Annotated in this window: 24 protein-coding genes; 12 read left to right on the top strand and 12 right to left on the bottom strand. The window is 63.8% G+C overall.

Translation table 11 applies throughout. From position 1 onward, the window contains the following. The first annotated feature begins 60 nt into the window (after positions 1 to 60). From LFT49_RS10880 to LFT49_RS10860, 5 genes are all read left to right on the top strand, one after another. Positions 61 to 1,515 (top strand): dipeptidase, encoded by a 1,455-nt coding sequence (locus LFT49_RS10880; protein ID WP_237428202.1) that lies wholly within the window; start codon positions 61 to 63, stop codon positions 1,513 to 1,515. Positions 1,516 to 1,699: 184 nt separating this feature from the next. Further along, the gene (locus tag LFT49_RS10875; protein WP_236798415.1) at positions 1,700 to 2,086 is read left to right on the top strand and encodes a HesB/IscA family protein; all 387 of its coding nucleotides are present in this window, start codon (positions 1,700 to 1,702) and stop codon (positions 2,084 to 2,086) included. 187 nt (positions 2,087 to 2,273) lie between these two features. Beyond that, a complete protein-coding gene (gene ctaC / locus LFT49_RS10870) occupies positions 2,274 to 3,146 on the top strand; it encodes an aa3-type cytochrome oxidase subunit II (RefSeq protein WP_236798414.1) in 873 nt (290 codons plus the stop codon). Between the two features lie 10 nt (positions 3,147 to 3,156). After that, positions 3,157 to 4,884: an aa3-type cytochrome oxidase subunit I gene (gene ctaD, locus LFT49_RS10865; RefSeq protein WP_236798413.1), complete on the top strand. Its 1,728-nt coding sequence runs from the start codon at positions 3,157 to 3,159 to the stop codon at positions 4,882 to 4,884. Next, the gene (locus tag LFT49_RS10860; RefSeq protein ID WP_236798412.1) at positions 4,881 to 5,282 is read left to right on the top strand and encodes a cytochrome c oxidase subunit 4; all 402 of its coding nucleotides are present in this window, start codon (positions 4,881 to 4,883) and stop codon (positions 5,280 to 5,282) included. Before ctaD ends, LFT49_RS10860 begins: the two co-directional genes overlap by 4 nt. A 73-nt stretch (positions 5,283 to 5,355) precedes the next feature. On the opposite strand, the gene LFT49_RS10855 is transcribed toward LFT49_RS10860, so the two are convergent. Continuing rightward, positions 5,356 to 5,649 carry an HPr family phosphocarrier protein gene (locus tag LFT49_RS10855; RefSeq protein ID WP_237428201.1) on the bottom strand — a complete coding sequence of 98 codons (294 nt, stop codon included), beginning with the start codon at positions 5,647 to 5,649 and terminating at the stop codon, positions 5,356 to 5,358. A gap of 165 nt (positions 5,650 to 5,814) precedes the next feature. Between LFT49_RS10855 and LFT49_RS10850 the strand changes: the two genes are divergently transcribed. After that, positions 5,815 to 6,585: a GntR family transcriptional regulator gene (locus LFT49_RS10850; RefSeq protein WP_237428200.1), complete on the top strand. Its 771-nt coding sequence runs from the start codon at positions 5,815 to 5,817 to the stop codon at positions 6,583 to 6,585. 109 nt (positions 6,586 to 6,694) lie between these two features. Here the strand turns inward: LFT49_RS10850 and qcrB are convergent, their stop codons facing one another. From qcrB to ctaE, 4 genes are all read right to left on the bottom strand, one after another. Beyond that, complete coding sequence (qcrB, locus tag LFT49_RS10845; RefSeq protein WP_236798409.1) at positions 6,695 to 8,365, bottom strand: cytochrome bc1 complex cytochrome b subunit; 1,671 nt, start codon at positions 8,363 to 8,365, stop codon at positions 6,695 to 6,697. Next, positions 8,343 to 9,413 carry a cytochrome bc1 complex Rieske iron-sulfur subunit gene (qcrA, locus tag LFT49_RS10840; RefSeq protein WP_236798408.1) on the bottom strand — a complete coding sequence of 357 codons (1,071 nt, stop codon included), beginning with the start codon at positions 9,411 to 9,413 and terminating at the stop codon, positions 8,343 to 8,345. The genes qcrB and qcrA overlap by 23 nt, the downstream gene beginning before the upstream one ends. A 98-nt stretch (positions 9,414 to 9,511) precedes the next feature. Continuing rightward, positions 9,512 to 10,300: a cytochrome bc1 complex diheme cytochrome c subunit gene (qcrC, locus tag LFT49_RS10835; protein ID WP_236798407.1), complete on the bottom strand. Its 789-nt coding sequence runs from the start codon at positions 10,298 to 10,300 to the stop codon at positions 9,512 to 9,514. A gap of 86 nt (positions 10,301 to 10,386) precedes the next feature. Then, complete coding sequence (gene ctaE, locus LFT49_RS10830; protein ID WP_306969060.1) at positions 10,387 to 11,061, bottom strand: aa3-type cytochrome oxidase subunit III; 675 nt, start codon at positions 11,059 to 11,061, stop codon at positions 10,387 to 10,389. A 112-nt stretch (positions 11,062 to 11,173) separates the two neighbouring features. Here ctaE and trpD point away from each other — a divergent pair, with 112 nt between their 5' ends. Continuing rightward, entirely contained in the window at positions 11,174 to 12,229 is a 1,056-nt protein-coding gene (trpD, locus tag LFT49_RS10825) for an anthranilate phosphoribosyltransferase (RefSeq protein WP_237428199.1), read from the top strand. A 12-nt stretch (positions 12,230 to 12,241) separates the two neighbouring features. Here the strand turns inward: trpD and LFT49_RS10820 are convergent, their stop codons facing one another. The 4 genes from LFT49_RS10820 to LFT49_RS10805 all read right to left on the bottom strand — a co-directional run bounded on the left by LFT49_RS10820 (position 12,242) and on the right by LFT49_RS10805 (position 14,608). Then, positions 12,242 to 12,523 (bottom strand): Lrp/AsnC family transcriptional regulator, encoded by a 282-nt coding sequence (locus LFT49_RS10820; protein WP_043456257.1) that lies wholly within the window; start codon positions 12,521 to 12,523, stop codon positions 12,242 to 12,244. A 106-nt stretch (positions 12,524 to 12,629) separates the two neighbouring features. Continuing rightward, complete coding sequence (locus LFT49_RS10815) at positions 12,630 to 13,031, bottom strand: DUF3054 domain-containing protein (protein WP_236798405.1); 402 nt, start codon at positions 13,029 to 13,031, stop codon at positions 12,630 to 12,632. A gap of 10 nt (positions 13,032 to 13,041) precedes the next feature. After that, on the bottom strand, positions 13,042 to 13,329 hold the full coding sequence (locus tag LFT49_RS10810) for a hypothetical protein (protein WP_237428198.1): 288 nt from the start codon (positions 13,327 to 13,329) through the stop codon (positions 13,042 to 13,044). 1,087 nt (positions 13,330 to 14,416) lie between these two features. Continuing rightward, on the bottom strand, positions 14,417 to 14,608 hold the full coding sequence (locus LFT49_RS10805; protein WP_237428197.1) for a hypothetical protein: 192 nt from the start codon (positions 14,606 to 14,608) through the stop codon (positions 14,417 to 14,419). A gap of 253 nt (positions 14,609 to 14,861) precedes the next feature. On the opposite strand from LFT49_RS10805, the gene istA reads away from it, so the two are divergent. Together istA and istB are read left to right on the top strand one after the other, a co-directional pair. Beyond that, complete coding sequence (gene istA, locus LFT49_RS10800; RefSeq protein ID WP_237428196.1) at positions 14,862 to 16,391, top strand: IS21 family transposase; 1,530 nt, start codon at positions 14,862 to 14,864, stop codon at positions 16,389 to 16,391. Then, positions 16,388 to 17,176, top strand: coding sequence for an IS21-like element helper ATPase IstB (gene istB / locus LFT49_RS10795; RefSeq protein ID WP_237428195.1), 789 nt, complete (start codon positions 16,388 to 16,390; stop codon positions 17,174 to 17,176). Before istA ends, istB begins: the two co-directional genes overlap by 4 nt. A gap of 70 nt (positions 17,177 to 17,246) precedes the next feature. Here istB and LFT49_RS10790 read toward each other — a convergent pair whose 3' ends face one another. From LFT49_RS10790 to LFT49_RS10780, 3 genes are all read right to left on the bottom strand, one after another. Further along, positions 17,247 to 18,074, bottom strand: coding sequence for a hypothetical protein (locus tag LFT49_RS10790; protein WP_237428194.1), 828 nt, complete (start codon positions 18,072 to 18,074; stop codon positions 17,247 to 17,249). A gap of 499 nt (positions 18,075 to 18,573) precedes the next feature. After that, positions 18,574 to 18,912: a helix-turn-helix domain-containing protein gene (locus LFT49_RS10785; RefSeq protein ID WP_217509636.1), complete on the bottom strand. Its 339-nt coding sequence runs from the start codon at positions 18,910 to 18,912 to the stop codon at positions 18,574 to 18,576. Then, positions 18,906 to 20,012: a tyrosine-type recombinase/integrase gene (locus LFT49_RS10780; protein ID WP_141160405.1), complete on the bottom strand. Its 1,107-nt coding sequence runs from the start codon at positions 20,010 to 20,012 to the stop codon at positions 18,906 to 18,908. Before LFT49_RS10780 ends, LFT49_RS10785 begins: the two co-directional genes overlap by 7 nt. 423 nt (positions 20,013 to 20,435) lie before the next feature. Between LFT49_RS10780 and LFT49_RS10775 the strand changes: the two genes are divergently transcribed. The 3 genes from LFT49_RS10775 to LFT49_RS10765 are packed head-to-tail and all read left to right on the top strand — an operon-like array spanning position 20,436 to position 23,519. Next, a complete protein-coding gene (locus tag LFT49_RS10775; protein WP_237428193.1) occupies positions 20,436 to 21,659 on the top strand; it encodes a type III polyketide synthase in 1,224 nt (407 codons plus the stop codon). Between the two features lie 16 nt (positions 21,660 to 21,675). Next, a complete protein-coding gene (locus LFT49_RS10770; protein WP_237430507.1) occupies positions 21,676 to 22,371 on the top strand; it encodes a class I SAM-dependent methyltransferase in 696 nt (231 codons plus the stop codon). A 2-nt stretch (positions 22,372 to 22,373) separates the two neighbouring features. Then, positions 22,374 to 23,519 (top strand): FAD-dependent oxidoreductase, encoded by a 1,146-nt coding sequence (locus LFT49_RS10765; protein ID WP_237428192.1) that lies wholly within the window; start codon positions 22,374 to 22,376, stop codon positions 23,517 to 23,519. Positions 23,520 to 23,534: the final 15 nt, after the last annotated feature.

The following is a 23,534-nucleotide window of genomic DNA, read 5'->3' as shown; positions in this document are numbered from 1 at the left end:
CGCCTGCTCCCGCGCCCGCCCTGGCCGGGAGCAGAATGTGACGAGGGTAATGTTTTGGCCATGACCTCTTCATCCGCTGCCACCCCGCGCAGCACCACAGACATCCCCGGATCCAGCCCAGCCGGCAACGTCAGGACGGACGATCTTCGTTCAGCCGTAGACCGTTCCTTCGATCGGACTTTGGCACGGCTCAAGGAGCTTGTCGCTATCCCCGGAATCGCATGGCCCAGCTTCGACCGCGCCCCCCTGGAACGCAGCGCCGAGGCCGTCGCGGAACTTGTCCGGGGCGCCGGCCTTGGCGAAGTCCAGGTGCTGTCCGTGAACAAGGCAGACGGCACACCCGGTGGCCCGGCCGTCGTCGCCCGCCGTCCTGCCGGGGACGGAAAGCCGACTGTCCTGCTGTATGCCCACCACGATGTCCAGCCGGTGGGCGACGAATCGCTGTGGGAAACGGAGCCGTTCACTGCCGTTGAAAAGGGCGGCCGGCTGTTCGGCCGGGGCGCTGCCGATGACAAAGCCGGCATCATGACGCACGTTGCTGCCTACGCAGCCGTCTCCGAGGTCCTGGCCGACTCCCTGGATCTTGGCGTGACCTTCTTTATTGAGGGGGAGGAAGAAGCGGGGTCGCCTACGTTCCGTTCATTCCTGGAGGCCAATCGCGAACTGCTGCGTGCCGACGTCATCGTGGTGGCCGACTCAAGCAACTGGAAAGTAGGGGTACCTGCCCTGACCACCAGCCTGCGTGGATTGGTGGACGGCACTATTGAAGTGCAGGTCCTGGAACACGCAGTGCACTCCGGTATGTACGGGGGCCCGGTCCTGGATGCGCCCACGCTGCTGTCGCGCCTGATCGCCACGCTTCACGATGCCGACGGGAACGTGGCCATCGAGGGCCTGGTGGCAACCGACACGGCTGCGGTGGAGATGCCGGAGGCGGACTACCGCGCGGATGCCTCGGTGCTTGACGGGGTCCGGCTGGCCGGGTCCGGAAGCATCGCTTCCCGGCTGTGGACCAAGCCGGCCCTGTCGATCATCGGTTTCGACGCGCCCGCCGTGGATGTGGCCTCCAACACCCTCCTTCCGCGCGCGCGGGCCAAGTTCAGCCTGCGTCTGGCGCCCGGGCAGGTTCCGGCGGACGCCATGGATGCAGTTCGCCGCCACGTGGAGGCCAACGCGCCCTTCGGCGCAAAGGTTGTCTTCACTCCGGGGGAGGCCGGGAACCCGTTCCGGACGGACACCTCCTCCGCCGCTGCCTCCGTGGCCATGTGGGCCCTGGGGGAGGCGTGGGGCGTTCCTGCCGTGGAAACCGGCATCGGCGGTTCCATCCCCTTCATTGCGGACTTGACGGACCTGTATCCTGCAGCGCAGATCCTGGTAACGGGGGTGGAGGACCCTGATTCGAGGGCCCACAGTGCCAACGAATCCCTGCATATCGGTGACTTCCGCAACGCCATCGTTGCCGAAGCCCTCATGCTTGCAAGGTTGAACGGTGAGGGCCTTCCGGGGGCCGAATGACGGTCCTTTGCCGTGAAGTGGACCGGACGGGCTTCCAGGGAACAACCGGACCGCTTTGACGGTTACGACAGGAGTTAGAGCTACAGGACTGCCGCGCGTAGCATGTAGCTATAGCCCATACCGTAACCGTAGGGGCAGGCGCCGTTTCGGCGACGCCGCCAGACCGTCCTAAGAAGGTAGGCCAATGAGCACCGCAACCAACGAAAACAGCACCGCCACCACCGTGGCCAGCGATGAACTGCCCGTTCACGAGGTCAACCTGACCGACGTCGCTGCAGGCAAGGTACGCAGCCTCCTTGAGCAGGAAGGCCGCACGGACCTGCGGCTGCGCGTAGCCGTACAGCCCGGCGGGTGCTCAGGGCTGATTTACCAGCTCTACTTCGACGAACGGCTCCTTGATGGTGACGCCGTGCGCGACTTCGACGGAGTCGAGGTCGTCGTGGACAAAATGAGCGTGCCGTACCTGAGCGGCGCCAGCATCGACTTCGAAGACACCATCTCGAAGCAGGGTTTCACCATCGACAACCCGAACGCCGGAGGCTCCTGCGCCTGCGGTGATTCATTCCACTAAGCCGGTTATTTCGCCTGATGTCCGCGCCGGGTTCCCTGCCGTCCAAAACGGCACGGGGGCTCGGCGCGGACATGTGGGCGAAACGCCCGGCGGAGCGGTAAGCTCTACACCGAGTAGTAAAACTTTTTTGTGCCCGGAGCGCCTTTCTGGCTGCCCGGACAACAGCAACAAGTAGGAAGGGCCGTCTGTGAGTTCGCAGAACCGAACCGGCAGCCGACGCAAAACGATCACCACGATCTCAAGCTTGGCAATTGCCGGCGCGTTGGTTTTGACCGGATGTTCGCCAGAGGTAGAGAAAGGGTGGATGCCCACTGAACGTGGCACCACCAGCAACACCGACCGCATCATGGACCTCTGGGTCAACTCATGGATTGCTGCGCTCGTGGTGGGCACCATTACGTGGGGCCTGATCATCTGGTGCCTGGTTGCCTACCGCCGCCGCAAGGGAACCGTCGGCTTCCCCCGGCAGACCAGCTTCAACCTCCCCCTCGAGGTCTTCTACCTGACCATCCCGATCTTCATGGTCCTGGTGTTCTTCTACTTCACCGACCGTGACCAGCAGGCCATCGATGACCGCTCCCAGCCGGCCGACGTCGTAGTGGACGTCCGCGGCAAGCAGTGGGCATGGGACTTCAACTACAAGTCCGGCGACGTCATTCAGGAAGACCTCCACGAGGCAGGCGTCCAGGCGCACCTCACGGGCAACACCATCGACAAGGAACAGCTTCCCACCCTGTACTTGCCCGTCAACAAGTCCGTTGACCTCGAACTCAATGCCCGCGACGTCATCCACTCCTTCTGGGTTCCTGCCTTCCTCCAGAAGCGCGACATGATCCCGGGCAAGACCAACTACATCCGGTTCACCCCCACTAAAGAGGGCACCTACGACGGTAAGTGTGCCGAACTCTGCGGCGAGTACCACTCCGAAATGCTGTTCCGCGTAAAGGTGGTGTCGGAATCCGAATTCCAGGCCCACATGGACAAGCTCAAGGCTGACGGCAACACCGGCCTGCTCGGTGTGGAGTACGACCGCAACCCGAACCTGAACGAAACCAAGTAAGGGGAGCGACGTGGCTACGTACACCCAATCCGCACCTGCGGGAGTCCTGTCGGCTCCCGTGGTACCCAAATCCAAGGGGCGCATCGTCGTCAACTGGATCACCTCCACTGACCACAAGACCATCGGGTACATGTACCTGATCGCGTCGTTCGTGTTCTTCTGCCTCGGCGGTGTCATGGCGCTGCTGATCCGCGCCGAGCTGTTCGAACCCGGCATGCAGATCCTGCAGACCAAAGAGCAGTACAACCAGCTGTTCACCATGCACGGCACGGTCATGCTGCTGATGTTCGCCACCCCGCTGTTCGCCGGATTCGCCAACGTCATCATGCCGCTGCAGATCGGCGCCCCGGACGTTGCCTTCCCCCGCCTGAACGCGCTGGCATTCTGGTTCTTCCTGTTCGGCTCAACCATCGCGGTGTCCGGCTTCATCACTCCGCAGGGCGCCGCGTCCTTCGGCTGGTTCGCTTACGCACCGCTGTCCAACACCACCTTCACCCCCGGCATCGGCGGTGACCTGTGGGTGTTCGGCCTGGCGCTGTCGGGTTTCGGCACCATCCTGGGTGCGGTCAACTTCATCACCACCATCATCTGCATGCGCGCTCCGGGTATGACCATGTGGCGGATGCCCATCTTCACCTGGAACACCCTGATCACCGCCATCCTGGTGCTCATGGCCTTCCCGCCGCTGGCCGCCGCCCTGTTCGCGCTCGGCGCGGACCGCAAGTTCGGTGCCCACATCTTTGACCCGGAGAACGGCGGCGCTGTCCTGTGGCAGCACCTGTTCTGGTTCTTCGGCCACCCCGAGGTGTACATCATCGCGCTGCCGTTCTTCGGCATCGTCTCGGAGATCTTCCCGGTGTTCAGCCGCAAGCCGATCTTCGGTTACAAGGGCCTGGTCTACGCCACCATCGCCATCGCAGCCCTCTCCGTGACGGTGTGGGCACACCACATGTACGTCACGGGCGCCGTCCTGCTTCCGTTCTTCTCGTTCATGACCATGCTCATCGCAGTGCCTACCGGCGTGAAGTTCTTCAACTGGATCGGCACCATGTGGCGCGGGTCGCTGACGTTCGAGACGCCCATGCTGTGGAGCATCGGCTTCATGATCACCTTCCTCTTCGGTGGCCTGACCGGCATCATCCTGGCTTCCCCGCCCCTGGACTTCCACGTCTCGGACTCCTACTTCGTGGTGGCGCACTTCCACTACGTGGTGTTCGGCACCGTCGTCTTCGCCATGTTCGCCGGGTTCTACTTCTGGTGGCCCAAGTGGACCGGCAAGATGCTCAACGAGCGCCTGGGCAAGATCCACTTCTGGATGCTCTTCCTGGGCTTCCACGGCACCTTCCTGATCCAGCACTGGCTGGGCGTCGAAGGTATGCCCCGCCGCTACGCCGACTACCTCGTGGAGGACAACTTCACGTGGATGAACCAGTTCTCCACCATCGCATCGTTCGTGCTTGGTGCGTCCCTTATCCCGTTCTTCTGGAACGTCTACATCACCTGGCGCAGCGCGGAAAAGGTCCAGGTCGATGATCCGTGGGGCTTTGGTGCTTCGTTGGAATGGGCCACGTCCTGCCCGCCGCCGCGCCACAACTTCACGTCCCTGCCCCGGATCCGTTCGGAGCGTCCCGCCCTGGACCTGCACCACCCGGAACTCCGGCAGGTTCACACCGTTGAGTCGCCGGCTCCCGCAGCAGGGGTGCTCGGCAACGCCGACCAGAAGGACACCGCACAATGAAAATCGAATCCTGGATCTTTGGCTCCGGAGTTTTCTTCTTCGTTCCCGTCGCTCTGGTCTACGGTTTCCTGACCAGCTGGGGTGAATGGGTCGGCATCCTGGGCATCCTCCTCGTTGGTGGGCTGGCAGGCATGATCGGCGCCTACCTCGGCTTCACCGGCCGGCGGGTAGGCCTGCGTCCTGAAGACCGCAGTGATGCTGAAATCCACGAAGGCGCCGGCGAGCAGGGGCACTTCAGCCCCTGGAGCTGGTGGCCCCTCGTGCTGGGCATCGCCTGCGCCACCGGCTTCCTGGGCCTGGCAGTGGGTCCGTGGATCATCTTCATCGCAGCCGGTATTGCCGTTGTGGCACTCGTTGGCTGGGTCTACGAGTACAGCCGCGGAGACCACGCGCACTAGGCAAGAAAAAGAATAACGACGTCGGGCCCCACCGAAAGGTGGGGCCCGACGTCGTTAACTATCTCCAAGCGGCTCAGGCGGCTCCCTGCGACTCCAACAGGCCCCGGAGGTCCCGGAGGGCTTCCTCGGCCTTTTGCCGGCCCAAAGCGCCATCCAGGGCCGCCTCATTGACGGCCAGTTCAACGTGGCAGCCCTGCGGGAAGTCGGCAGCCATCACCTGGAGCAGGGAGCGGGCATCCACCTTGTCAGCGCCGGCCTTGCTGATAGTGACCGGCAGTCCGGTATCGGTGACCGCCCGGACAAATATCGCGGCGGAACGTGCGTGCAGGCCCACGGGCGCAGCGACCACGGCCTTCTGTACTGGCAAAGCGACTCCTACGTCACGCGACGGCCCCATCCGTCTGTCCGGCAAAATTTCCTGACCAAATATATCCGGCGGCCGGCGCTGTGCGCGACAGCGACCGAGAGTGGTACAGCAGGTGGTCTAGCCCGTCCTAAAATTGAGTGCAAACCCAACGGCAGGAGAAACATCATGGCAGCTGGCGCCACGGCAATAGCGGGGGAGATAGACCGCACCAGCGGAACCGCCATCTACGTTCAACTACGCGAGATCCTTCGGACCTATATTGCAGAGTCCTGCCCCCCGGGCTCGGCGCTTCCCTCGGAACGTGACCTTGCCGAGCGGTTTGGGCTGGCCCGGATGACCGTGCGACAGGCCATCGATGCCCTGGTGGGGGAGGAGGTCATCGAGCGTGTGGTCGGTTTGGGGACCTTTGTCCGGCGCCCGAAGCTGGACCTCCAAGTGAAGCTCACGTCCTATAGCGAGGAGATGCAGCGGCGCGGCATGGTTCCTGCAGCCAAGGTGCTGAGCTTCGAGCAGATCGGTGCCAGCGCCTTCCTGGCGCGCGAGCTCCAGCTTGATGAGGGCACTCCGCTGGTCCGGTTCCGCCGGCTTCTCCTGGCGGACGGGGAACCGATGAGCGTGGACGAAAACTTCATCCCGGCGCACCGGGTCCCAGGGCTGCTCGACGGCGAGCCGCCCACCTCGCTGTATAACGTCCTCAGCGAGCAGTTCGGCCTGGTCATGGAGTGGGGGGAGGACATGATCGAGGCCACGGCGGCGTCACCCTCCACTGCCAGGCTGCTCAACGTGGAAGTGGGGGCGCCCCTGTTGAAGATCCAGCGGCATGCGTTCGTGGCAAGGGCCATGGTGGACTACTCCGTCTCGTACTACCGGGCGGACCGGTACAAGCTCTGGGTGCCCCTCCAGCGACCCGGAGCACGGAGAGCCCGCAACCACTAGGCACGCCACTTTTGGCGCTGGTGAACGGGCCTGGAGGTACTTGCAGTCACGTGTTAAGCAGGAAAGGCCCGATCCATAACGGATCGGGCCTTTCCTTTGGGTTCTGAAGCTAGTGCGTGAGGCTCTTGCTTCCTTCTGCCGCTTCAACAGCCTCGTGGCCGTGGCCGTGGGCTGCCTCCAGCTCAGCAGGCGTTGCCGGAGCGACGCGGTCTTCAAAGAACCAGCGCGAAAGGAACGCGCGGCGCTTTTCCTTGCTGGTGACTACGCCGTGCTCGTTGGGAATGGCCGGAATCACCTGGGGTGATTCGAAACCAACCAGCTTGTAGCGCTTGTACTCATCCAGCGGGGCGTGGACCTCGATGAACTCACCGTGCGGAAGCCGGACGATGCGGCCTGTCTCCCGACCATGAAGGGCGATCTCCCGGTCCTTGCGCTGCAGCGCAAGTGCTACGCGCTTGGCGACGATGAAGCCAATGATGGGGCCGATGAAGAACAGAGCACGAAGCCAGTAGGTGACATCGTTCAGCGACACGTGGAAGTGCGTGGCGATGAGGTCGGAACCTGCAGCAGCCCACATGACGCAGTACCAGATGAACCCTGCTACGCCGATTGCCGTGCGGGTGGGGGCGTTGCGCGGACGGTCCAGCACGTGGTGTTCACGGTCATCCTTGGTGATCCACCGTTCGATCCACGGGTAGGTGAACATCACGGTGAACAGGATGCCGGCCGGCACCAGGGCGGGCAGCAGAACGTTGAAGGTGAACACGTGGCCGAACCAGACCTGCTCCACGTGCCAGTTGCCGAGCGTGCCCGGCATGAGCCGGAGCGCGCCATCAACGAAGCCGATGTACCAGTCGGGCTGCGTACCGGCGGACACGGGGGACGGGTCGTAGGGACCGTAGTTCCAGATCGGGTTGATGGTGAAGAATGCGGCCATCAGTGCGATCACACCGAAGACGATGAAGAAGAAGCCACCGGCCTTCGCTGCGTAGACAGGCCCGAGGGGGTAACCCACAACGTTGTTGTCGTTACGGCCGGGGCCAGGGTACTGGGTGTGCTTGTGGACCACCACCATGAACAGGTGGAGGACGATCATCAGCAGGATCAGGGCAGGCACCAGCAGGATGTGCAGCATGTAGAGGCGGCTGATGATGGCGGTACCGGGGAACTCGCCACCGAACAGGAAGAACGAGATGTACGTTCCGATGACCGGGATCGACTTGATGACGCCATCGATAATCCGGAGGCCGTTACCGGACAGCAGGTCGTCGGGGAGCGAGTAGCCGGTGAATCCGGCTGCCATGGCCAGGATCAGCAGTACGCTGCCGACTACCCAGTTCATCTCACGCGGGCGGCGGAACGCGCCGGTGAAGAAAACACGCAGCATGTGGACCGCAATGGACGCCACGAACAGCAGGGCCGCCCAGTGGTGCACCTGGCGCATGAAAAGGCCGCCGCGGATATCGAAGGAGATGTTCAGCGACGAGCTGTACGCCACCGACATTTCCACGCCCTTCAGAGGAACGTAGGAACCGTCGTAGTGGGTCTCCGCCATGGACGGATCGAAGAAGAACGTCAGGAAGGTGCCCGAAAGCAGCAGGATGACGAAGGAGTACAGGGCGACTTCACCGAACATGAACGACCAGTGGTCGGGGAAGACCTTGCGGCCGAATTCGCGAAGGATGCCAGAGCCGCCCACGCGGGAGTCAACGAAGTCGGTAAACCGGCCTGTCTTTGTTTTAGCGACGAAAGCGGGTTCAGCTGTTGATGTTGCGCTCATGCTCATCACGCTCCCAGTAACTTGGTCCTACGGGTTCATGGAAGTCGCTGGTAGCGACGAGGTAGCCCTCGTCATCAACTGCAATCGGCAGCTGGGGGAGAGGACGGCTGGCGGGGCCAAAGATCACCTTGCACTCTTGCGTGAGGTCGAAGGTGGACTGGTGGCACGGGCACAGAAGGTGGTGCGTCTGCTGCTCGTAGAGGGCAACGGGGCAACCGACGTGGGTGCAGATCTTGGAGTAGGCGACGATTCCGTTGTAGCCCCAGTCTTCGCGGCCCTTGGAGGGGTTCAGCGATGCTGGATCGAGGCGCATAAGCAGGACAACGGCCTTGGCCTTCTCGTTGAGCTTGCCTTCCTCAAGTTCGTTCAGCCCCTCCGGGATAACGTGGAAGGCGGAACCGATGGTGACATCCGCGGCCCTGATGGGAGTGCCATCGGGGTCCCGGGTAAGCCGCTTGAGCTTTCCGTCCTGGGGAGCCCACATGGTGTGTGCGAGCTTGTCGTCAGGCCGTGGCCCAAGGTCGCCGAAGATGGCCACAGCGGGAAGCGGAGCCAGCGCGACGGCACCCAGAAGGGTGTTGCGGATCAGCGGACGGCGCTTGATGCCGGTCTCTTCCACGATGTCGTCAACGATGCGGACGGCAGCCTGGCGGTCCTCCTCGTAACGGATCGCATGGCGTTCCTCGGAGACCTCGTGATCGGGCATAAGGGCCTTGGCCCAGTGCACGATGCCGGTACCGATACCCAACATTGCGAAGGCAGTGCCGACGCCGAGCAGGGCATTCTGGAGCCGGATAGTGGCAATGCTGGAGTCATGACCAAGATCGATGGCGAAGTACGCCACCAGGAAGATCAGGGTTCCAACAACAGAAATGCCAAATAGTAAGGCGACCTGCCGTTCTGCCCGCTTTGCGGCCTTCGGGTCCGTGTCAGCCAGGCGCAAACGATGCGGGGGAATTCCAGGATCCTGGAACCTCTCCACCTCATTCTGACCAGCCGTAGCTACGGTGCCCGAGTGGTTCGGACTGCCGTCACTATGGTTGCCCATAATTCGCCTCATCCTTCTCTCGTCCCGGCGGTTGCCGGGTTAGTTTCTAATATCAAGCTGCTGACTGGGCAGCAGAAGTGTGTTTTTCCTGCCGAAACTCAGGAAGTCCTTGAGGTCAGCCAGATGGTGAAGGCGATGATGACGCCGAGGCCGGCGACCCAGACAAACAGGCCTTCAGCAACCGGGCCAAGGGAGCCCAGGTTGGCGCCGCCCGGCGAACCGGTGGTCTCGATCTGCTTCAGGAAGGTGATGATGTCCTTCTTGCCCTCAGGGGAGATGTTGGCATCGTTGAACACGGGCATGTTCTGCGGGCCCGTGGCCATGGCTTCGTAGATGTGCTTGCCGCTGACATCGGCCAGGGCGGGAGCAAACTTGCCCCGGGTCAGGGCGCCACCGGCTGCTGCGGCGTTATGGCACATGGCGCAGTTGGTACGGAAGAGCTCGCCACCGGCGGCCGCGTCACCGCCACCGTTTGTCAGCTCTTCTGAAGGGATTGCCGGGCCGGCTCCCAGGGAAGCAACGTAGGCTGCAAGCTGGTGGGTCTGCTCGTCGTTGAACTGGACAGGCTTCTTCATGGCCTGGGGACCGTTCATCTGCATCGGCATGCGGCCGGTACCCACCTGGAAGTCAACAGCGGCGGCACCGACGCCGACCAGCGACGGACCGTCCTTGGATCCACTGGCACCCATGCCGTGGCAGGTGGCGCAGTTGGCGGCGAAGAGCTTGCCGCCTTCCTCCACGTCGCTTGCGCTTGCGGTGGTGGTGCTCGCCTTGGCCTCATTCATCGAGGTTGCTACGGCGTACAGCCCACCCGTAATGAGGAGCCCCATCAGAAGCAGCGCGATTGCTGCAAGTGGGTGACGCCGCTTTTGGGAGAGTGCCTTCACGTGGTGGTTCCTTTATTCGATCCTGCGCCGGCTCCGGGAGCCGCTACCTGAAATTCTGCCTCTTGTAGAAAAAGAATCAAAGCTGGCTACTTGAGTACGTAGATGACCAGGAAGAGGCCGATCCACACGACGTCCACGAAGTGCCAGTAGTAAGAGGTGACGATTGCGGACGTTGCTTCGAAATGTCCGAACTTCTTCGCAGCGAAGGACCGGCCCATGATGAGCAGGAAGGCAATCAGGCCGCCGATGACGTGGAGGCCGTGGAAGCCGGTGGTCATGTAGAACGCTGAGCCGTAGGCGTTGGAGGAGAGCGAGACGTGCTCGGAGACCAGCATCGCGTATTCGGTGGTCTGGCCGGCGACGAAGAACGCGCCCATGAGGAAGGTCAGGGTGAACCATTCGTTCATTCCCCAGCGGGCGAACTGCAGCACGCCACCGGAACGCCGGGGCTGCAGCCGCTCTGCGGCGAAGACGCCCATCTGGCAAGTAAAGGAACTGGCCACGAGGACGATCGTGTTGACGAGCGCAAAGGGGAAGTTGAGCTTGGCTGTCTCTTCCGCCCACATCTGCCCGCTGGTGGAGCGCAGAGTGAAGTACATGGCGAAGAGACCGGCGAAGAACATCAACTCGCTGGACAGCCACACAACGGTTCCGACAGAAACCATGTTGGGGCGGTTCAGCGTTGGGTGCGCCGGGGTACTGGGGGCATGGGTCGCAGATGTCACATAGACATTATGTCTGTAAAAGTCCGTGCTGCCCAACGCAAACCGCCTTTTCGGAGGACTTTTTCTACAAAGACGCGAAATTGGCCGGAAAAGTTCCCGGCACCGTTCACATTGGTCAGCGCCTGCCATCCCTCGATAGCATCAGCAGGTGACTTCACTGGCATCCGCAGCGTCCGGCAACACTTGGCCCCGCCTGATCTCCGCCCTTATCAAGGGGTCCGACCTCTCGGCGGAGAGCACCTCCTGGGCCATGGACACCATCATGTCCGGTGAAGCCACGCCTGCGCAGATCGCTGGATTCCTGGTGGCCCTCAGCGCCAAGGGTGAAACCGTGGATGAGCTTTCCGGCCTGGTCGAAGCGATGCTTTCCCATGCCAACCCGGTGGCAATCTCCGGCGAAAAGCTCGACATCGTCGGGACGGGTGGTGACCAACTTAACACCGTCAACATCTCCACCATGGCCGCGCTCGTCGCTGCCGGCGCCTGTGCAAAGGTGGTGAAGCACGGCAACCGGGCCGCGTCGTCGTCGTCCGGTTCTGCCGACGTGCTCGAAGCGCTGGGTGTCCGCCTTGACCTGTCCATTGCGCAGGTGGCGCGGAACGCTGAAGAGGCGGGGATCACGTTCTGTTTTGCCCAGGTGTTCCACCCCTCGTTCCGTCACACGGCCGTACCCCGCCGCGAGCTGGCAATACCTACGGCATTCAACTTCCTGGGGCCGTTGACCAACCCCGCGAACGTTCAGGCCTCGGCCGTCGGCGTCGCCAACGAGAGGATGGCGCCGCTCGTCGCGGGAGTCCTGGCCCGGCGGGGGAGCAGGGGGCTGGTGTTCCGTGGCAACGACGGGCTGGATGAGCTGACCACCACCGGTCCTTCCACGGTCTGGGAGATCCGGAATGGCGTCGTCACCGAGCTCCATTTCTCGCCCGAGGACCTCGGCATCAGCCTGGCTACCGTTGAACAGCTCCGCGGCGGCGATGCAGCTGCCAACGCGGGAGTCGTGCGGGACGTGCTTGCCGGCCAGGAGGGTCCTGCCAGGGACGCAGTGTTGGTGAATGCTGCGGCCGGCCTGGTTGCGTTCGACCTGGAAGCGGAGGGCCCGTTCCTGGACCGTATGCAGAAGGCGTTCGCCCGCGCAGCACAGTCCATTGATTCCGGTGCCGCCGCCGCCGTGCTGGACCGTTGGGTATCCCTGTCCCGCGCCTAGGGCGGCCAGGGCCTACTGTTCGAAGCCCAGGGAAAAGGCGGCGTCCAGATCGTGCTGCGAGTAGGCCCGGAACGCGATGTGAGTGGTGGTATGGACCACGGCGGGAACTTTGGAGAGGCGGTCGGCGATGACGTCCGCCAGATCCTCGTGCCGGTGCACGCGCGCCACCGCTATGAGGTCCCATTCCCCGGTGACCGAGTAAACCTCGCTGATGCCTTCGATGGCGGAGATCTCCTCCGCCGTCTCGGGAATGCGGGCGGCGTCAGTCTTGATCAGAACAAATGCGGTAACCACGTTTGTACCCCTTCAATCAGTTCCGCCGCGGCAGGGCCCGGCAGGTTTCTTCTCTGCTGCCAGCCTATTACACGGTCGGCGTTTCCCCGGCTGCCGCGTCCTGTACTTATCGACTGCGGAGCTTTCCAGCGCCGGTGATCAGCAGGCGGTAGCCCACCAGGAAAACGGCAAGCGCCAGCGTGGCCACGATGACGAAGGGAATCACGACTGTTTGGCCAGTGAGGGCGCGCAGGACCATGCCCCCTGCCAGGCTGCCCAGCCAGACGGGAACACCTGCCCCCAGGACGGATAAGGGTCTCCGCCATACCCTGGCAGCTGCCCAGCCCGCGGCTGCGCCGGCGAGGAAGGGCCATGCGGTGAGGAGCACGCCGAGGACCGGCTCCTCACGGTGGTGCGCGTCCCGGCCTATCGCGGCGAATGCGAGAATCAACACGATGTCAGCTGCTGCCGCCGCCAGGACTACTCTCGCGGAAGCTGTCTTGGCCGGCTTCGTTTTCAACGAACTCATGGTTTCGAGCTTAGCCGCCTGCAGAGAGGGTTGACGCGGGCATGTACATGCCCGGCGTCGGGATCGGCAGGGGACCGGCATCCTGCCGGCCGTTGCTGTCTGGCGGCGCTTCAACCTTGCGGACCAGCCAGCTTGCCTCCCACCGGAGCTGGTATCCGCCGCTTCCGTCCCACTCAACCAGGACGTCCGTCACGGTATAGGCGACGGCGGTCCCCGGGTGGGCCCGAACCGTGACCGGTGCGGGCTTCAGGAGGATGATGGGCCGTCCGGGTGCCTGCCGCAGCGCGTCCTCACGCATCAATGAACGGCACGCGTGGCAGGTGCTGACCGAATGTGTGCACGCTTGGGGTCGGGGAAGTTCCTGCATGGAGGCGTCCTTGTGAATGGAAGGAGGATGGTGCGCGGTCGCCGTCTGCATGAACAAGAGAGCCGCCCCGGGGGACCGCTCCATCGCGCTGGCGGAGGACCGGCCGGCCTGCCGCCATGTCCAAAAGGTTAGGACGCCCGGCTGTAGCGCGCATGGGGAGGAACTACCCAACTTCCATGCGGGGGCTCCCCGTTTTGAGCGGCGTAGGGGATAGGGATGCAGTAGGGTCACAGCAGGAACCAAGGAGCCCAGCACTACTGGAGACACAGTGAACAAAGCCTTGTGGATATGCAGCCTGGTTGGTGCGGCCTTGGGCATCAGCCTTGGCCTGGCAATGTTTCAGTCGCCGTTCTGGGGCTTTGCATTGGGACTGGGACTTGGAGCCGTGGTGGGCGCTTCGATCCGGCGGCGTCACTGACAAGTATCAAAACCGGCCCGTTGGCCGGCCAGTCCCACCAGCCCACCAGCTATCCAGCCGAACAGACTTGATAGCCGTGGCAGGAGGGGGATGCATGTCTCAGCCAGAGGCCAAGCCATCGGACTGCTTCATCAACTTTACTGGCATCCCTGCGGATCAAATGTGAGCGTATTCGCCACGAAAGCCTGCGTCGTGCAAGTCCTCCGCTAGAACACGGAATGTCTACCTTTGCTGCCAAGGCTTTCCCTGTTGGTCTAGTTCGTGCCAGCATTTGCACAACTGCTCGGGGAGGAGTGCGATGACGGGTCGAAAGCAGAAAGCCTTCGTTTTGGTAGTCACAGCGATGTTGGTTGTTGGCATTGCCGTCTGGATCCAGGTTGCAACGGGCTCCCCGGCTGTGACGGCGGTGGGTTTCGCGTTAGCTGGGCTTCTTGGGTCCTACTTTGGTTGGCGATGGTCTCGAAAGAAGTCTGCTGAAGTTGAGGGTTATCGTCAGGAGCTCATTGGGAAGAGACCGATTGAGGATCTGCGCTCAGACAGGCGAGAAGACCTTGATGAGTGAGAGTTAGATGTCACTGTCGAAGTGTTCGCAAGGACGCTTCAAGGCCCGGTTCTTAGGTTGACGTAGCGGGACCAGGCGTCGCCTGCCGCGTCGGCGTGGAGGAAGGCTACTTGGTGGCTGTATCCGAGTGCGTCGGCGACCAGTGGCGGTGGTGAGACTAAAAGGTGTTCGTCGAGGGCCGTGTTTCGTGCGCCGCGCAGGTCGATGCCCAGGCTTCGGAGCCTATCCATGATGCCGTTTGGGTGAAGTGGTTGTCCGGCCCGGGTCCCCGGGAAGAGCCAGGGGTGTTAGCGGCCATGAAAAACTGCCCATAGGCGGCCACGAAAGTGCCCGCTGGCGGCCAGCAGAACTGCCCGCCGGTGGCCATGAGATCTGCCCACTTCCTTACTTGTTCCTGCCGCGTCTTTAGGCGGTGGGGGCCTCTCCCTGCGGTTTGATGACGGTGTCTAAGCGCACCAAAAGCGAACCAGGAAGAGGCCCTGTATGAAGTCTGACGGAGAAATCATGGAAATTCTTGCTGCCTACGATCTGACCGGATCGTTGCGCGCCACCGCGGAGCTCACGGGCTGCTCGCACCACACCGTTGCTAAACACGTCACCGCCCGTGACGCGGGCCGGCCGATCGGGGAACCCGCGGCCCGCGGCCGGGTCACCGACGCGTTCCTGCCCAAGATCGAGGAATGGATCGAAGCCTCCAAGGGCCGGATCCGGGCCGACAAGGCCCACGAAAAGCTCCTCGCTCTGGGCTACACCGGTTCGGAACGGTCTACCCGCCGGGCGATCGCGCAGGTCAAAGCCGCGTGGCGGCTGGGCCACACCCGCGTCCACCGGCCGTGGATCACAGAACCGGGGATGTGGTTGCAGTACGACTTCGGCGACGGGCCCCGGATCGGCGGGGTGAAGACCATCCTTTTCGTGGCCTGGCTGGCGTTCTCACGCTTCCGCATCGTGATCCCGCTCAGGGACAGGACCGCGCCGAGCGTGTTCGCGGCCCTGGACCGGTGCTTCCGGATCCTCGGAGGGGCGCCGACCTATGTCCTCACGGACAACGAGAAGACCGTCACCACCGCCCACGTCGCCGGGGTCCCGGTGCGCAACCAGCAGACCCTGGACTTCGCCCGGCACTACGGGGTGACCGTGCTGACCTGCCAACCGGCGGACCCGGCCACCAAAGGCGGAGTCGAAGCGTCCGTGAAACTCGCCAAGGCCGACCTCGTGCCCAAAGACACCAACCTCCGCGATGACTACCGCACCTTCGCCGAGCTCGAGGCCGCCTGCACGGCGTTCATGGACGAGGTCAATCACCGTGAGCACCGGACGACGCGGCGGAAACCCGCGGCCATGCTCGCCGAGGAAGCCCCGCGGCTGCACCGGATCCCGGACACCGCCCACACGGTCGCGTTCGGCCTGGCCCGCGGCGTTCCGGAGAACACCCCAATGGTCACCTTCGAAAACGCCCAGTACTCCGTCCCGGCCCACCTGCTCGGAGCCCGGGTGTTCGTCCGCACCCACGGCACCGGGCCCGGCGAGCAGGTCATCATCGTCCACCACGGCACGACCGGGCCCGTCGAAGTCGCCCGCCACGAACGGGCACGGCCCGGCAGCCCCGCCATCAACGACGAACACTTCCCCGGAACCCGGGCGAAGCTCCCCGGCGACTACGAGGTGAGGGCCCGCAGCGCGGACGAGGCCGCGTTCCTGGCCATCGGCGAAGGCGCCAGAACCTGGCTCGTCGAGGCCGCCGCGGCCGGGACCGCAAGGATGAACGTGAAAATGGCCGAAGCCGTTACGCTGGCCAAAATCGCCGGCACTGATCAGGTCGACCGGGCCCTGGGCGACGCCGCCCTGCACGGCCGGTTCGCGCACCCGGACCTCGCCTCGATCTTGAACGCCAACATCCGCCGCACTACCACCCACGCCGCCAACGAAGCCACCTCCCTCACCCAAGGAACAGGGGCGTGGGCCGCGATCGGCAACCCCGCAACCATCACCACGCCGGAGGAGGCCCGATGAGCCCCGTCACCACGACCAATACCGTGGCTCCGCCGCTACCGGCGGACCTGGAGGCCCTGATGCGGTCCCTGAAAATGCCCCACGCCCGGGCGCTGGCCCCGGACCTGATCGCGACCGCCCGCGCCCAGCGGTGGGAACCGGCCGAGGTCATCAAGGCCCTCTTCACGGAGGAAGCCGCCGGCCGGGCCCGGTCCATGCTCGCTTCCCGCCGCAAAGCAGCCGGGTTCCCGACCGGGAAGACCTTCGAGGCGTGGGACCCTGCAGCGTCCTCCATCCCGGGCCCGACCCAGCAGGCACTGCGGACCCTGGAATGGATCACCCGCAGGGAAAACTTGGTCGTCTGCGGGCCCTCGGGGACGGGGAAGACGTTCTTCCTCGAAGCCCTCGGCCAGCAGGCCGTCGAAGCCGGAATGCGGGTCGCTTGGTTCAGGCTCGAGGACCTCGGCGTCCTCATCCGCGCCCACCGAACCGATGACAGCGTCACCCGGGCCGTTGCCCGGATCCTGCGCGCCGAGCTCGTGGTCATCGATGATATTGGTCTGTTGCCCGTGGCCACGGACGCCGCCGAAGGCCTCTACCGGGTCGTGGACGCAGCCTACGAAAAACGCTCCGTCGCGATCAGCTCCAACCTCCACCCCGCCGGGTTCGATGAGCTCATGCCCAAAACCCTCGCCACCGCCACCGTTGACCGACTGCTGCACCACGCCCACGTCTGCCAGACCAGCGGCGATTCCGTCCGTCTTACCCAGGCCCTCGCCGGAAAAGGAGTGACCCGCTTGAACTGACCAACCCAACGATGGCCGACCCCGCCGAAACGAATCAGTGGGCAGATCTGTTGGCCATAACCGGGCAGTTTTACTGGCCACCAGCGGGCACATCAACTGGCCGCCCATGGGCAGAACGTAATGGCCATTGACAGGGGCTTTGTGCGTCTGATCCTGTTCTGAGATTCGGACGGCCTTTAAGGTGCTCTCGAAGCAAGTCGGCGAAGGGTTCGGAAATGGGCACTGGGTGCGGGCCGAAGGTGATCCGCATGTTGCCGGTGCTTTCATTGGTTTCGATAGCGTCGGTCCGGAGTTTGGCGACCCGAACGAGCGGCTGGGCGTAGAGAAGCAGCAGGATGCCGGCGACTCGGTAGGGCAGGGACTCGCTGGTGCCGGTAAGCAGTTCCCGGAGCCAGGCCACGCGCTGGTCCTGGGTGATCGCGGGGCGGGTTTTGGCTGTGTAGTGGCCCATGTCCACCCTGTGGTTTGTGCCGGTGTTCTTGATGAAGACGATGAAGGTGCGGATGGCTTTTCTGGTCGTGGAACCGGTTGCGAGCCAGGTTTCGATGTCTTGTTGGGTGCAGTTCGCCGCTGTCCGCTGGTGGGTTTCCCAGAGCCAGTCCAGAAACTGGACGGTTTCGGTGATCTCTTGCTTGGCCGAGTGGACCGGGGCTTGGGCGCTCTTCTCCGGTGTTGTGATGGACCGGATGCGCCGGAGGTGATGCCAGGTGGCAAACTGTGCGACGGGTTTGGCGACCTCCTCGGGCAAGTGGCGGAGCTTGTCGTCAATCCAGGTTTCGAACCGGGCCAGATACGGGTCTTGGTAGGGGAGGAGTCCATGATGAATGAACAGGGCGCGCAGGTGATTGGCTTCGCGGTTCGCTGACTTGGCCGCGGCATCGAGTCCTTCGTGCGTCAAGGGAGTTTCCCCGCATGACAGAGAGGCCAGGAGTGCTTGGACTTTGGGGGAGCGTTTCCACGTGATGATGCTTTCGGGCCGGTCCGCTTTGCAAAGCGCATGGACGATTTTGCCGGCGGTGTCCGGGTCGGCGGGGTGCATGAGCAGTAGTTCGTTGAGGTCCTCCCGGAGGGCGCAGCGGGCGCATATGCCGCGCCGGTAGAACTCGCCCTCCGTATTGCAACGGGTGCAGTGGAAGTCGTGGAGGATGCCGGCGCAGGGCGCGCAGCGTGGCCCTCCGCTGATGTCCGGTGGCCCGGGTAGAAGTCTGTGCTGGCCGCACTCCGGGCAGGTCCCGTGGGTGCGGGTGGCGGTGGTGAAGCATGGGCCGCAGATTCGGCCTTCGGGCCAGGTGGCGCGGGTTTTACCGGCGGCCCGGCCGCAGCGTGCGCAGGTAGCAGTCCCCGTGGTGCGGGGCCGGCCGCGGCTGGTGCTGCGGGGGCTGAGGCCTGCGGGTTTGTCAGTGATCATTGTCGATGATGCGTGCGCGCCGTGGTCTGACGGTGCGGTTCAGGTCGACGACGTTGGGGGCGCTGGTTCCGGTTTTGCGGGCGCGGACGTCGGCGGCTGTGACGGTGATGAGGTCCTCGGGTCCGCAGGAGAAGATGTCGCAGATCGCGGCGATGACCTGCAGTGCGACGCGTTCGGGTTTCTGGTTGACGAGACGGTAGACCTGTGGGCGGGACAAGGTGATGCCGCGCTCGGCCAGAAGGGGGATGAGGTCGGTGGTGTTGTGCAGGCCCCGTGCTGCCATGAGCTCCGAGAGCCGCCACTTGTATTCGACGTCGCGTCTCACCATTCACCTCGCATCTGCACGCCCAGGACTTCATCCATGGTGCGGTCCAGCGCCGCCCGAAGGGTCGTGTTGCGGAAGTCGTCGCTGACGAACTGGTAAATCCCGGTGGTGGAGGCGTGTTCGTGGCCCATCTGATGTTGCACGAATCTAGGATCCCATCCGTCCTCCAACAGGTGCGTTGCATAGGAGCGCCGGAGCGAATGCAGGTCCAGGCCATCCATTGGCAGGCCCAGCTCGTTGAGGTAGCGCCGGAGCCGGCGCAGCAGGGTGGATTCGCAGATCAGGCCGCCGCGTTCGCTGGGGAACAGGTCCAGGGTGTCGAGCATGCCCCGTCCGTTGGCGAGCCAGTCCTCGAGAACGCCGGCGGTCCAGTCGAAGACCGTCAGGACGCTGCGGGGTTTGTGCGGGGAGCCCTTGCGGGATTTGCCGAACCGGACCTTGCAGACGCCTGCCTTGCCGAACCTTCGCGCCTTCGGGTTGGCCGCAAAGTCGATGGATTGCAGGTGCCGGAGCTCGTTGAATCTGAGCCCGTACGAGTAGGCGATTTTCAGCATGACGGCGTCCCGGTAGGCGGCCTGCCAGCCTTTCTTGCCTGAGGCGGCGATGAGTTCGACCTGGTCGTCGGCGTGATCGAACAGCATCTGGAGTTCCGTCTTGGTGAAGGGCCGCTTGGAGGGACGTCCTTCGTACTCCTGTGTGTGGGAGGCGGTGTTCCAGTCAAAGAAGACCTGGGACGGGTGCGTGCCGAAGCGCTGTTCGCAGACCTGGTCCCAGCCGTAGTCGGGGTTTGACACGTAGGACGTGAACCGGCGGAGCGTGGACTGGTAGCCGCGGACCGTGGAGTGCTTCAGCTGGTGGATTGAGCGGAGGTCACCGAAATACTCCTCGACGTGTTCCGGTGCCCAGTTCCACGGAAACTCGTTCACATGGTTCACGAACCGGCGGACACTCGCGATGCCCTTGTCGATCGTGTCGAACTGGAGGTTCCTGGAAAGCTGCTGGTTGCGCCACCCGGTCAGCATGTCCTCAAGAGTCTGTTCCTCGGGATGCAGCAGCTGAACAGCACTCAGCTGCAGCACACGCCCGAACGCGTCCACCGCCATTCTCGCCCCACAGTTCCCTCGAAGTTTGTGCTCAAATCTTGAATCAATGATTCATTAAATGCATCATCAGCACAAAACCGCAGGTCAGACGCTTGTCGCAACCGCTTCAAGGATCGATATTGCGCCCGTCGGGCAGCGCCTGGCCAGCGGCGCGTTAACGCTGTTCAGACCGCAAATTCCGCGGAATCTTAGGGAAGTGAAAGGACTTGGTGCGGATCCGGGGGATCGGGGCGATTGATTCATCTGATGCAATACGCAGAGTACTACTTGACATAATGTAGATTATCGGCGTTTCGGTAAGGACTCCGGGCGGGGTTGCCCAGCATGCATCCCTGGCCACAAAACCGGCCTGAAAGAGCATGAAAGCGCTGGTCAGGACGCAGAGCCATTGTCTTTATCAGGGCACCCGTCAAGAATGAATCAATGACGGTCTACGTGCGTTCACTTGAAACTGCAGTTCCGACGACAAAGCTGATCCAGTCCGAAGCCCGCGATGTGTTTGCGGCCCAGCCAGGCTTGTCCCGTTTGGGTTCGCGGTTGGTCAACACCTGCTTTGACGGTGCAGCCATCGAGACGAGGTTCACCGCCGTCGAGGAACTGACCACCACGGGCCGCTCCGAAAACCCCCAGTTCTATGACCAGGAAACCGGCTTGCTGCTGAACCCCAGCACCAAGGTCCGCAACGACATTTTTGCCCGCGAAGCCACAAAACTGTTCGTGGAGGCTTCCCGCGCTGCCCTGGAAGCCGCCCCTGAGATCGATTTACTTGACATAACTCACCTTGTAACCGTTTCCTGCACCGGCTTCTTCAACCCCGGACCCGACTATAAGGTTGTCCGCGAACTTGGCCTCAGCCCTGCTGTCCAGCGCTACCACCTGGGTTTCATGGGCTGTTACGCGGCTTTCCCCGCGCTCCGCGCCGCAAAGCTGTTCTGTGAGGCGGATCCCCATGCTGTCGTCCTGGTTGTCTGCGCTGAATTGTGCTCCCTGCACGTGCGCACCTCCAACAACCCGGACACCATCATGGGCTCCGCCCTGTTCGCTGATGGTGCGGCAGCCGCCGTCGTCACGGCCCGGCCAGGCGCCGAGGACACCGCACTGCTGAAGCTGGACCACTTCGAGACTGTCCTGACGCCGGTCGGCGAGGACTCCATGGCCTGGAACATCGGCGACAACGGCTTCGAGATGGTGCTTGGCAACTACGTGCCGCACATCATTGACGACCACATCGTGGATGCGCTGCAACCGCTTCTGGCCAGGGAACCGGAGCTGGCGGCACTCCCCTACACCGCCATCCCCCACTGGGCCATCCACCCCGGCGGACGCAGCATCCTGGATAAGGTGCAGTCCCGGCTCGGCCTCAGCCACACGCAACTGGTGCCCGCCCGGGAGACCCTGCGAAATTTCGGAAACATGAGCAGCGCCACCGTGCTGTTCGTCCTCAAACACATCCTGGAACAGCCCCTCCAGGAAGGGGAAGAACGGATCTGTTCCATGGCCTTTGGCCCGGGCCTGACCGTGGAAACGGGCCTGTTCACAAAGCTGCGGCAGCTGACCGGCGGGTTGGCAAACCCTGCCCGGATGGACGCTGCCGGGGAACAAGCCCTGCTCCAGGACAACCGGGCAACGGAGGTCACGCTTGCCTGAGCGGGCTTCCACAACAATGGACATCCTGCTTACCCGGCGCGCCATCGGCGATGTCGAGCAAATGGACCACCCCGACTGCGACCCCCGGCTCCTCGATAACACCTACCGGCAGTTCGGCATCATTAACAGGGCCCTGTCGGGCTGGCGCCGGCTCTACACCACGGAATTGCGCAGCTTGGAACGGCAGGGCCAGGCGCCGCTGACTGTCCTCGATGTCGGATGCGGCGGCGGCGACCTCGCGGTGATGCTGGCCCGCTGGGCAGCCCGGGACGGCATGCCCATCCAGATCACCGGCATCGATCCCGATCCCCGCGCGGCCAGCTTTGCCAGGCGCCGGCCGCCCATATCGGGCGTTGAGTTCCGTCAGGCCCACAGTGCAGACCTCGTCAGGGACGGTGTGGCCTTCGACGTCGTGATTTCCAACCACATGCTGCATCACCTCGGACCCGAAGAGCTGCGGCAACTGTTGGCCGACTCCGAAATCCTGGCGTCAGGGAAGGCGCTGCACAACGACCTCGTTCGAAGCCCTACCGCCTTTGCCCTCTTCAGCGTTGCCGCACTCCCCTTCCGCCGCTCCTTCATCCGCCAGGACGGCCTTACCTCCATCCGCCGGAGCTACCGGCCCGTCGAGTTGGCTGCCGCCGCTCCCCCGGGCTGGTCAGTGGAGCGCTCATCTGCCTTTCACCAGGTCCTGACCTACCGCAAGGGCTGACCATGGATGCCGAGGTTCTGATCGCAGGCGGAGGTCCCGTGGGCCTGTACATGGCTGCTGCGCTGCTGCAGGAAGGTGTCTCGGTCAAGGTTTTTGAACAGAGGCAGACGCGGAACCGGCATACCCGCGCCATCGGCATCCACCCTCCGGCGCTGGAGGCACTTGCCGGGGTTGGGGTGGCTGCCCCCATGGTGCAGGAGGGCGTCCCCATCAGGACCGGCCTGGCGGTCAGCGGCGGGAAGACAGTGGGGACCATGGAGTTCGCCGCCGTATCCAGGGATTTCCCCTTTGTGCTGGCGCTCCCGCAGTTCCGCACGGAGCAGCTTCTCGAAGAGCGCGTCACTGAGCTGGACTCCGGCGCGATCATCAGGGGTGCCAACGTCACCAGGGTCAGGGACGACGGCGGCACGGTAACCGTTGAGGTCGAGTCCGGCGCAGGTGCCACGCGCCGCAGCGCCACGGCAGCGTTGCTCGTGGTGGCTGACGGTGCCCGGTCCCGGCTGCGTAGCGCGTTGCAGGTGCCGGTGGCCGGCAGAACGTACCCGGACCACTACCTCATGGGGGATTTCGACGACGGCACGCACTACGGGAACAAAGCCGTCCTGTTCCTCGAACCGGAGGGAATCGTTGAATCCTTCCCGTTGCCCGGCGGCGTGCGCCGCTGGGTGGTCCGGCTGGGACAGGCCGCCGGACCGGCGGCAGGCCCGCACGACCTGGCCCAGTTGGTGCGGCGGCGGACCGGGTTCCTTCCTGATACGTCCTCGAATTCCATGCTGAGCGCCTTCAGCGTGCGGTCCACCATTGCCCGCCGCACCGTCACGGGACGGGCGGTGCTGCTGGGAGATGCGGCGCACGAGATCAGCCCCATTGGAGGCCAGGGCATGAACCTGGGCTGGCTGGACGCCAGGGAGCTGCTGCCGGTGGTCTGCGCGGCCTTGGCAGGCAGGCCGACTGGCAGCCAGCTCAGGGAGTTCGAAAAGCGACGGCAGAAGGCAGCGGTCCTGGCCCGCCGACAGGCGGAAGTCAACATGATGCTGGGCAGGCCGCTGCCGTCACAGCTCCTGGGAATCCGCACCGCCGCCATTGGCGCGGCCGCGGCAATTCCGGCAGTGAACCGGTGGGCCGCCAGGCGCTTCACAATGCACTAGGCTCCCGGTGGGCAC

This window comes from Arthrobacter sp. FW306-06-A (genome assembly GCF_021870055.1).
Lineage (GTDB): Bacteria > Actinomycetota > Actinomycetes > Actinomycetales > Micrococcaceae > Arthrobacter.
The sequence above is the reverse complement of the archived record's forward strand: the minus strand, read 5'-3'. Positions and strand labels throughout refer to the sequence as shown.

Coding starts and splice junctions, on each gene's coding strand:
- qcrB (WP_236798409.1), bottom strand. CDS start 8,365: ATGAGCGCAACATCAACAGCTGAACCCGCTTTCGTCGCTAAAACAAAG.
- LFT49_RS10780 (WP_141160405.1), bottom strand. CDS start 20,012: ATGGCGGTGGACGCGTTCGGGCGTGTGCTGCAGCTGAGTGCTGTTCAG.
- LFT49_RS10765 (WP_237428192.1), top strand. CDS start 22,374: ATGGATGCCGAGGTTCTGATCGCAGGCGGAGGTCCCGTGGGCCTGTAC.
- istB (WP_237428195.1), top strand. CDS start 16,388: ATGAGCCCCGTCACCACGACCAATACCGTGGCTCCGCCGCTACCGGCG.
- LFT49_RS10810 (WP_237428198.1), bottom strand. CDS start 13,329: ATGCGTGAGGACGCGCTGCGGCAGGCACCCGGACGGCCCATCATCCTC.
- qcrA (WP_236798408.1), bottom strand. CDS start 9,413: ATGGGCAACCATAGTGACGGCAGTCCGAACCACTCGGGCACCGTAGCT.
- LFT49_RS10880 (WP_237428202.1), top strand. CDS start 61: ATGACCTCTTCATCCGCTGCCACCCCGCGCAGCACCACAGACATCCCC.
- LFT49_RS10850 (WP_237428200.1), top strand. CDS start 5,815: ATGGCAGCTGGCGCCACGGCAATAGCGGGGGAGATAGACCGCACCAGC.
- LFT49_RS10785 (WP_217509636.1), bottom strand. CDS start 18,912: ATGGTGAGACGCGACGTCGAATACAAGTGGCGGCTCTCGGAGCTCATG.
- LFT49_RS10805 (WP_237428197.1), bottom strand. CDS start 14,608: ATGGATAGGCTCCGAAGCCTGGGCATCGACCTGCGCGGCGCACGAAAC.
- istA (WP_237428196.1), top strand. CDS start 14,862: ATGAAGTCTGACGGAGAAATCATGGAAATTCTTGCTGCCTACGATCTG.
- LFT49_RS10770 (WP_237430507.1), top strand. CDS start 21,676: ATGGACATCCTGCTTACCCGGCGCGCCATCGGCGATGTCGAGCAAATG.
- LFT49_RS10860 (WP_236798412.1), top strand. CDS start 4,881: ATGAAAATCGAATCCTGGATCTTTGGCTCCGGAGTTTTCTTCTTCGTT.
- LFT49_RS10775 (WP_237428193.1), top strand. CDS start 20,436: ATGACGGTCTACGTGCGTTCACTTGAAACTGCAGTTCCGACGACAAAG.
- LFT49_RS10815 (WP_236798405.1), bottom strand. CDS start 13,031: ATGAGTTCGTTGAAAACGAAGCCGGCCAAGACAGCTTCCGCGAGAGTA.
- LFT49_RS10875 (WP_236798415.1), top strand. CDS start 1,700: ATGAGCACCGCAACCAACGAAAACAGCACCGCCACCACCGTGGCCAGC.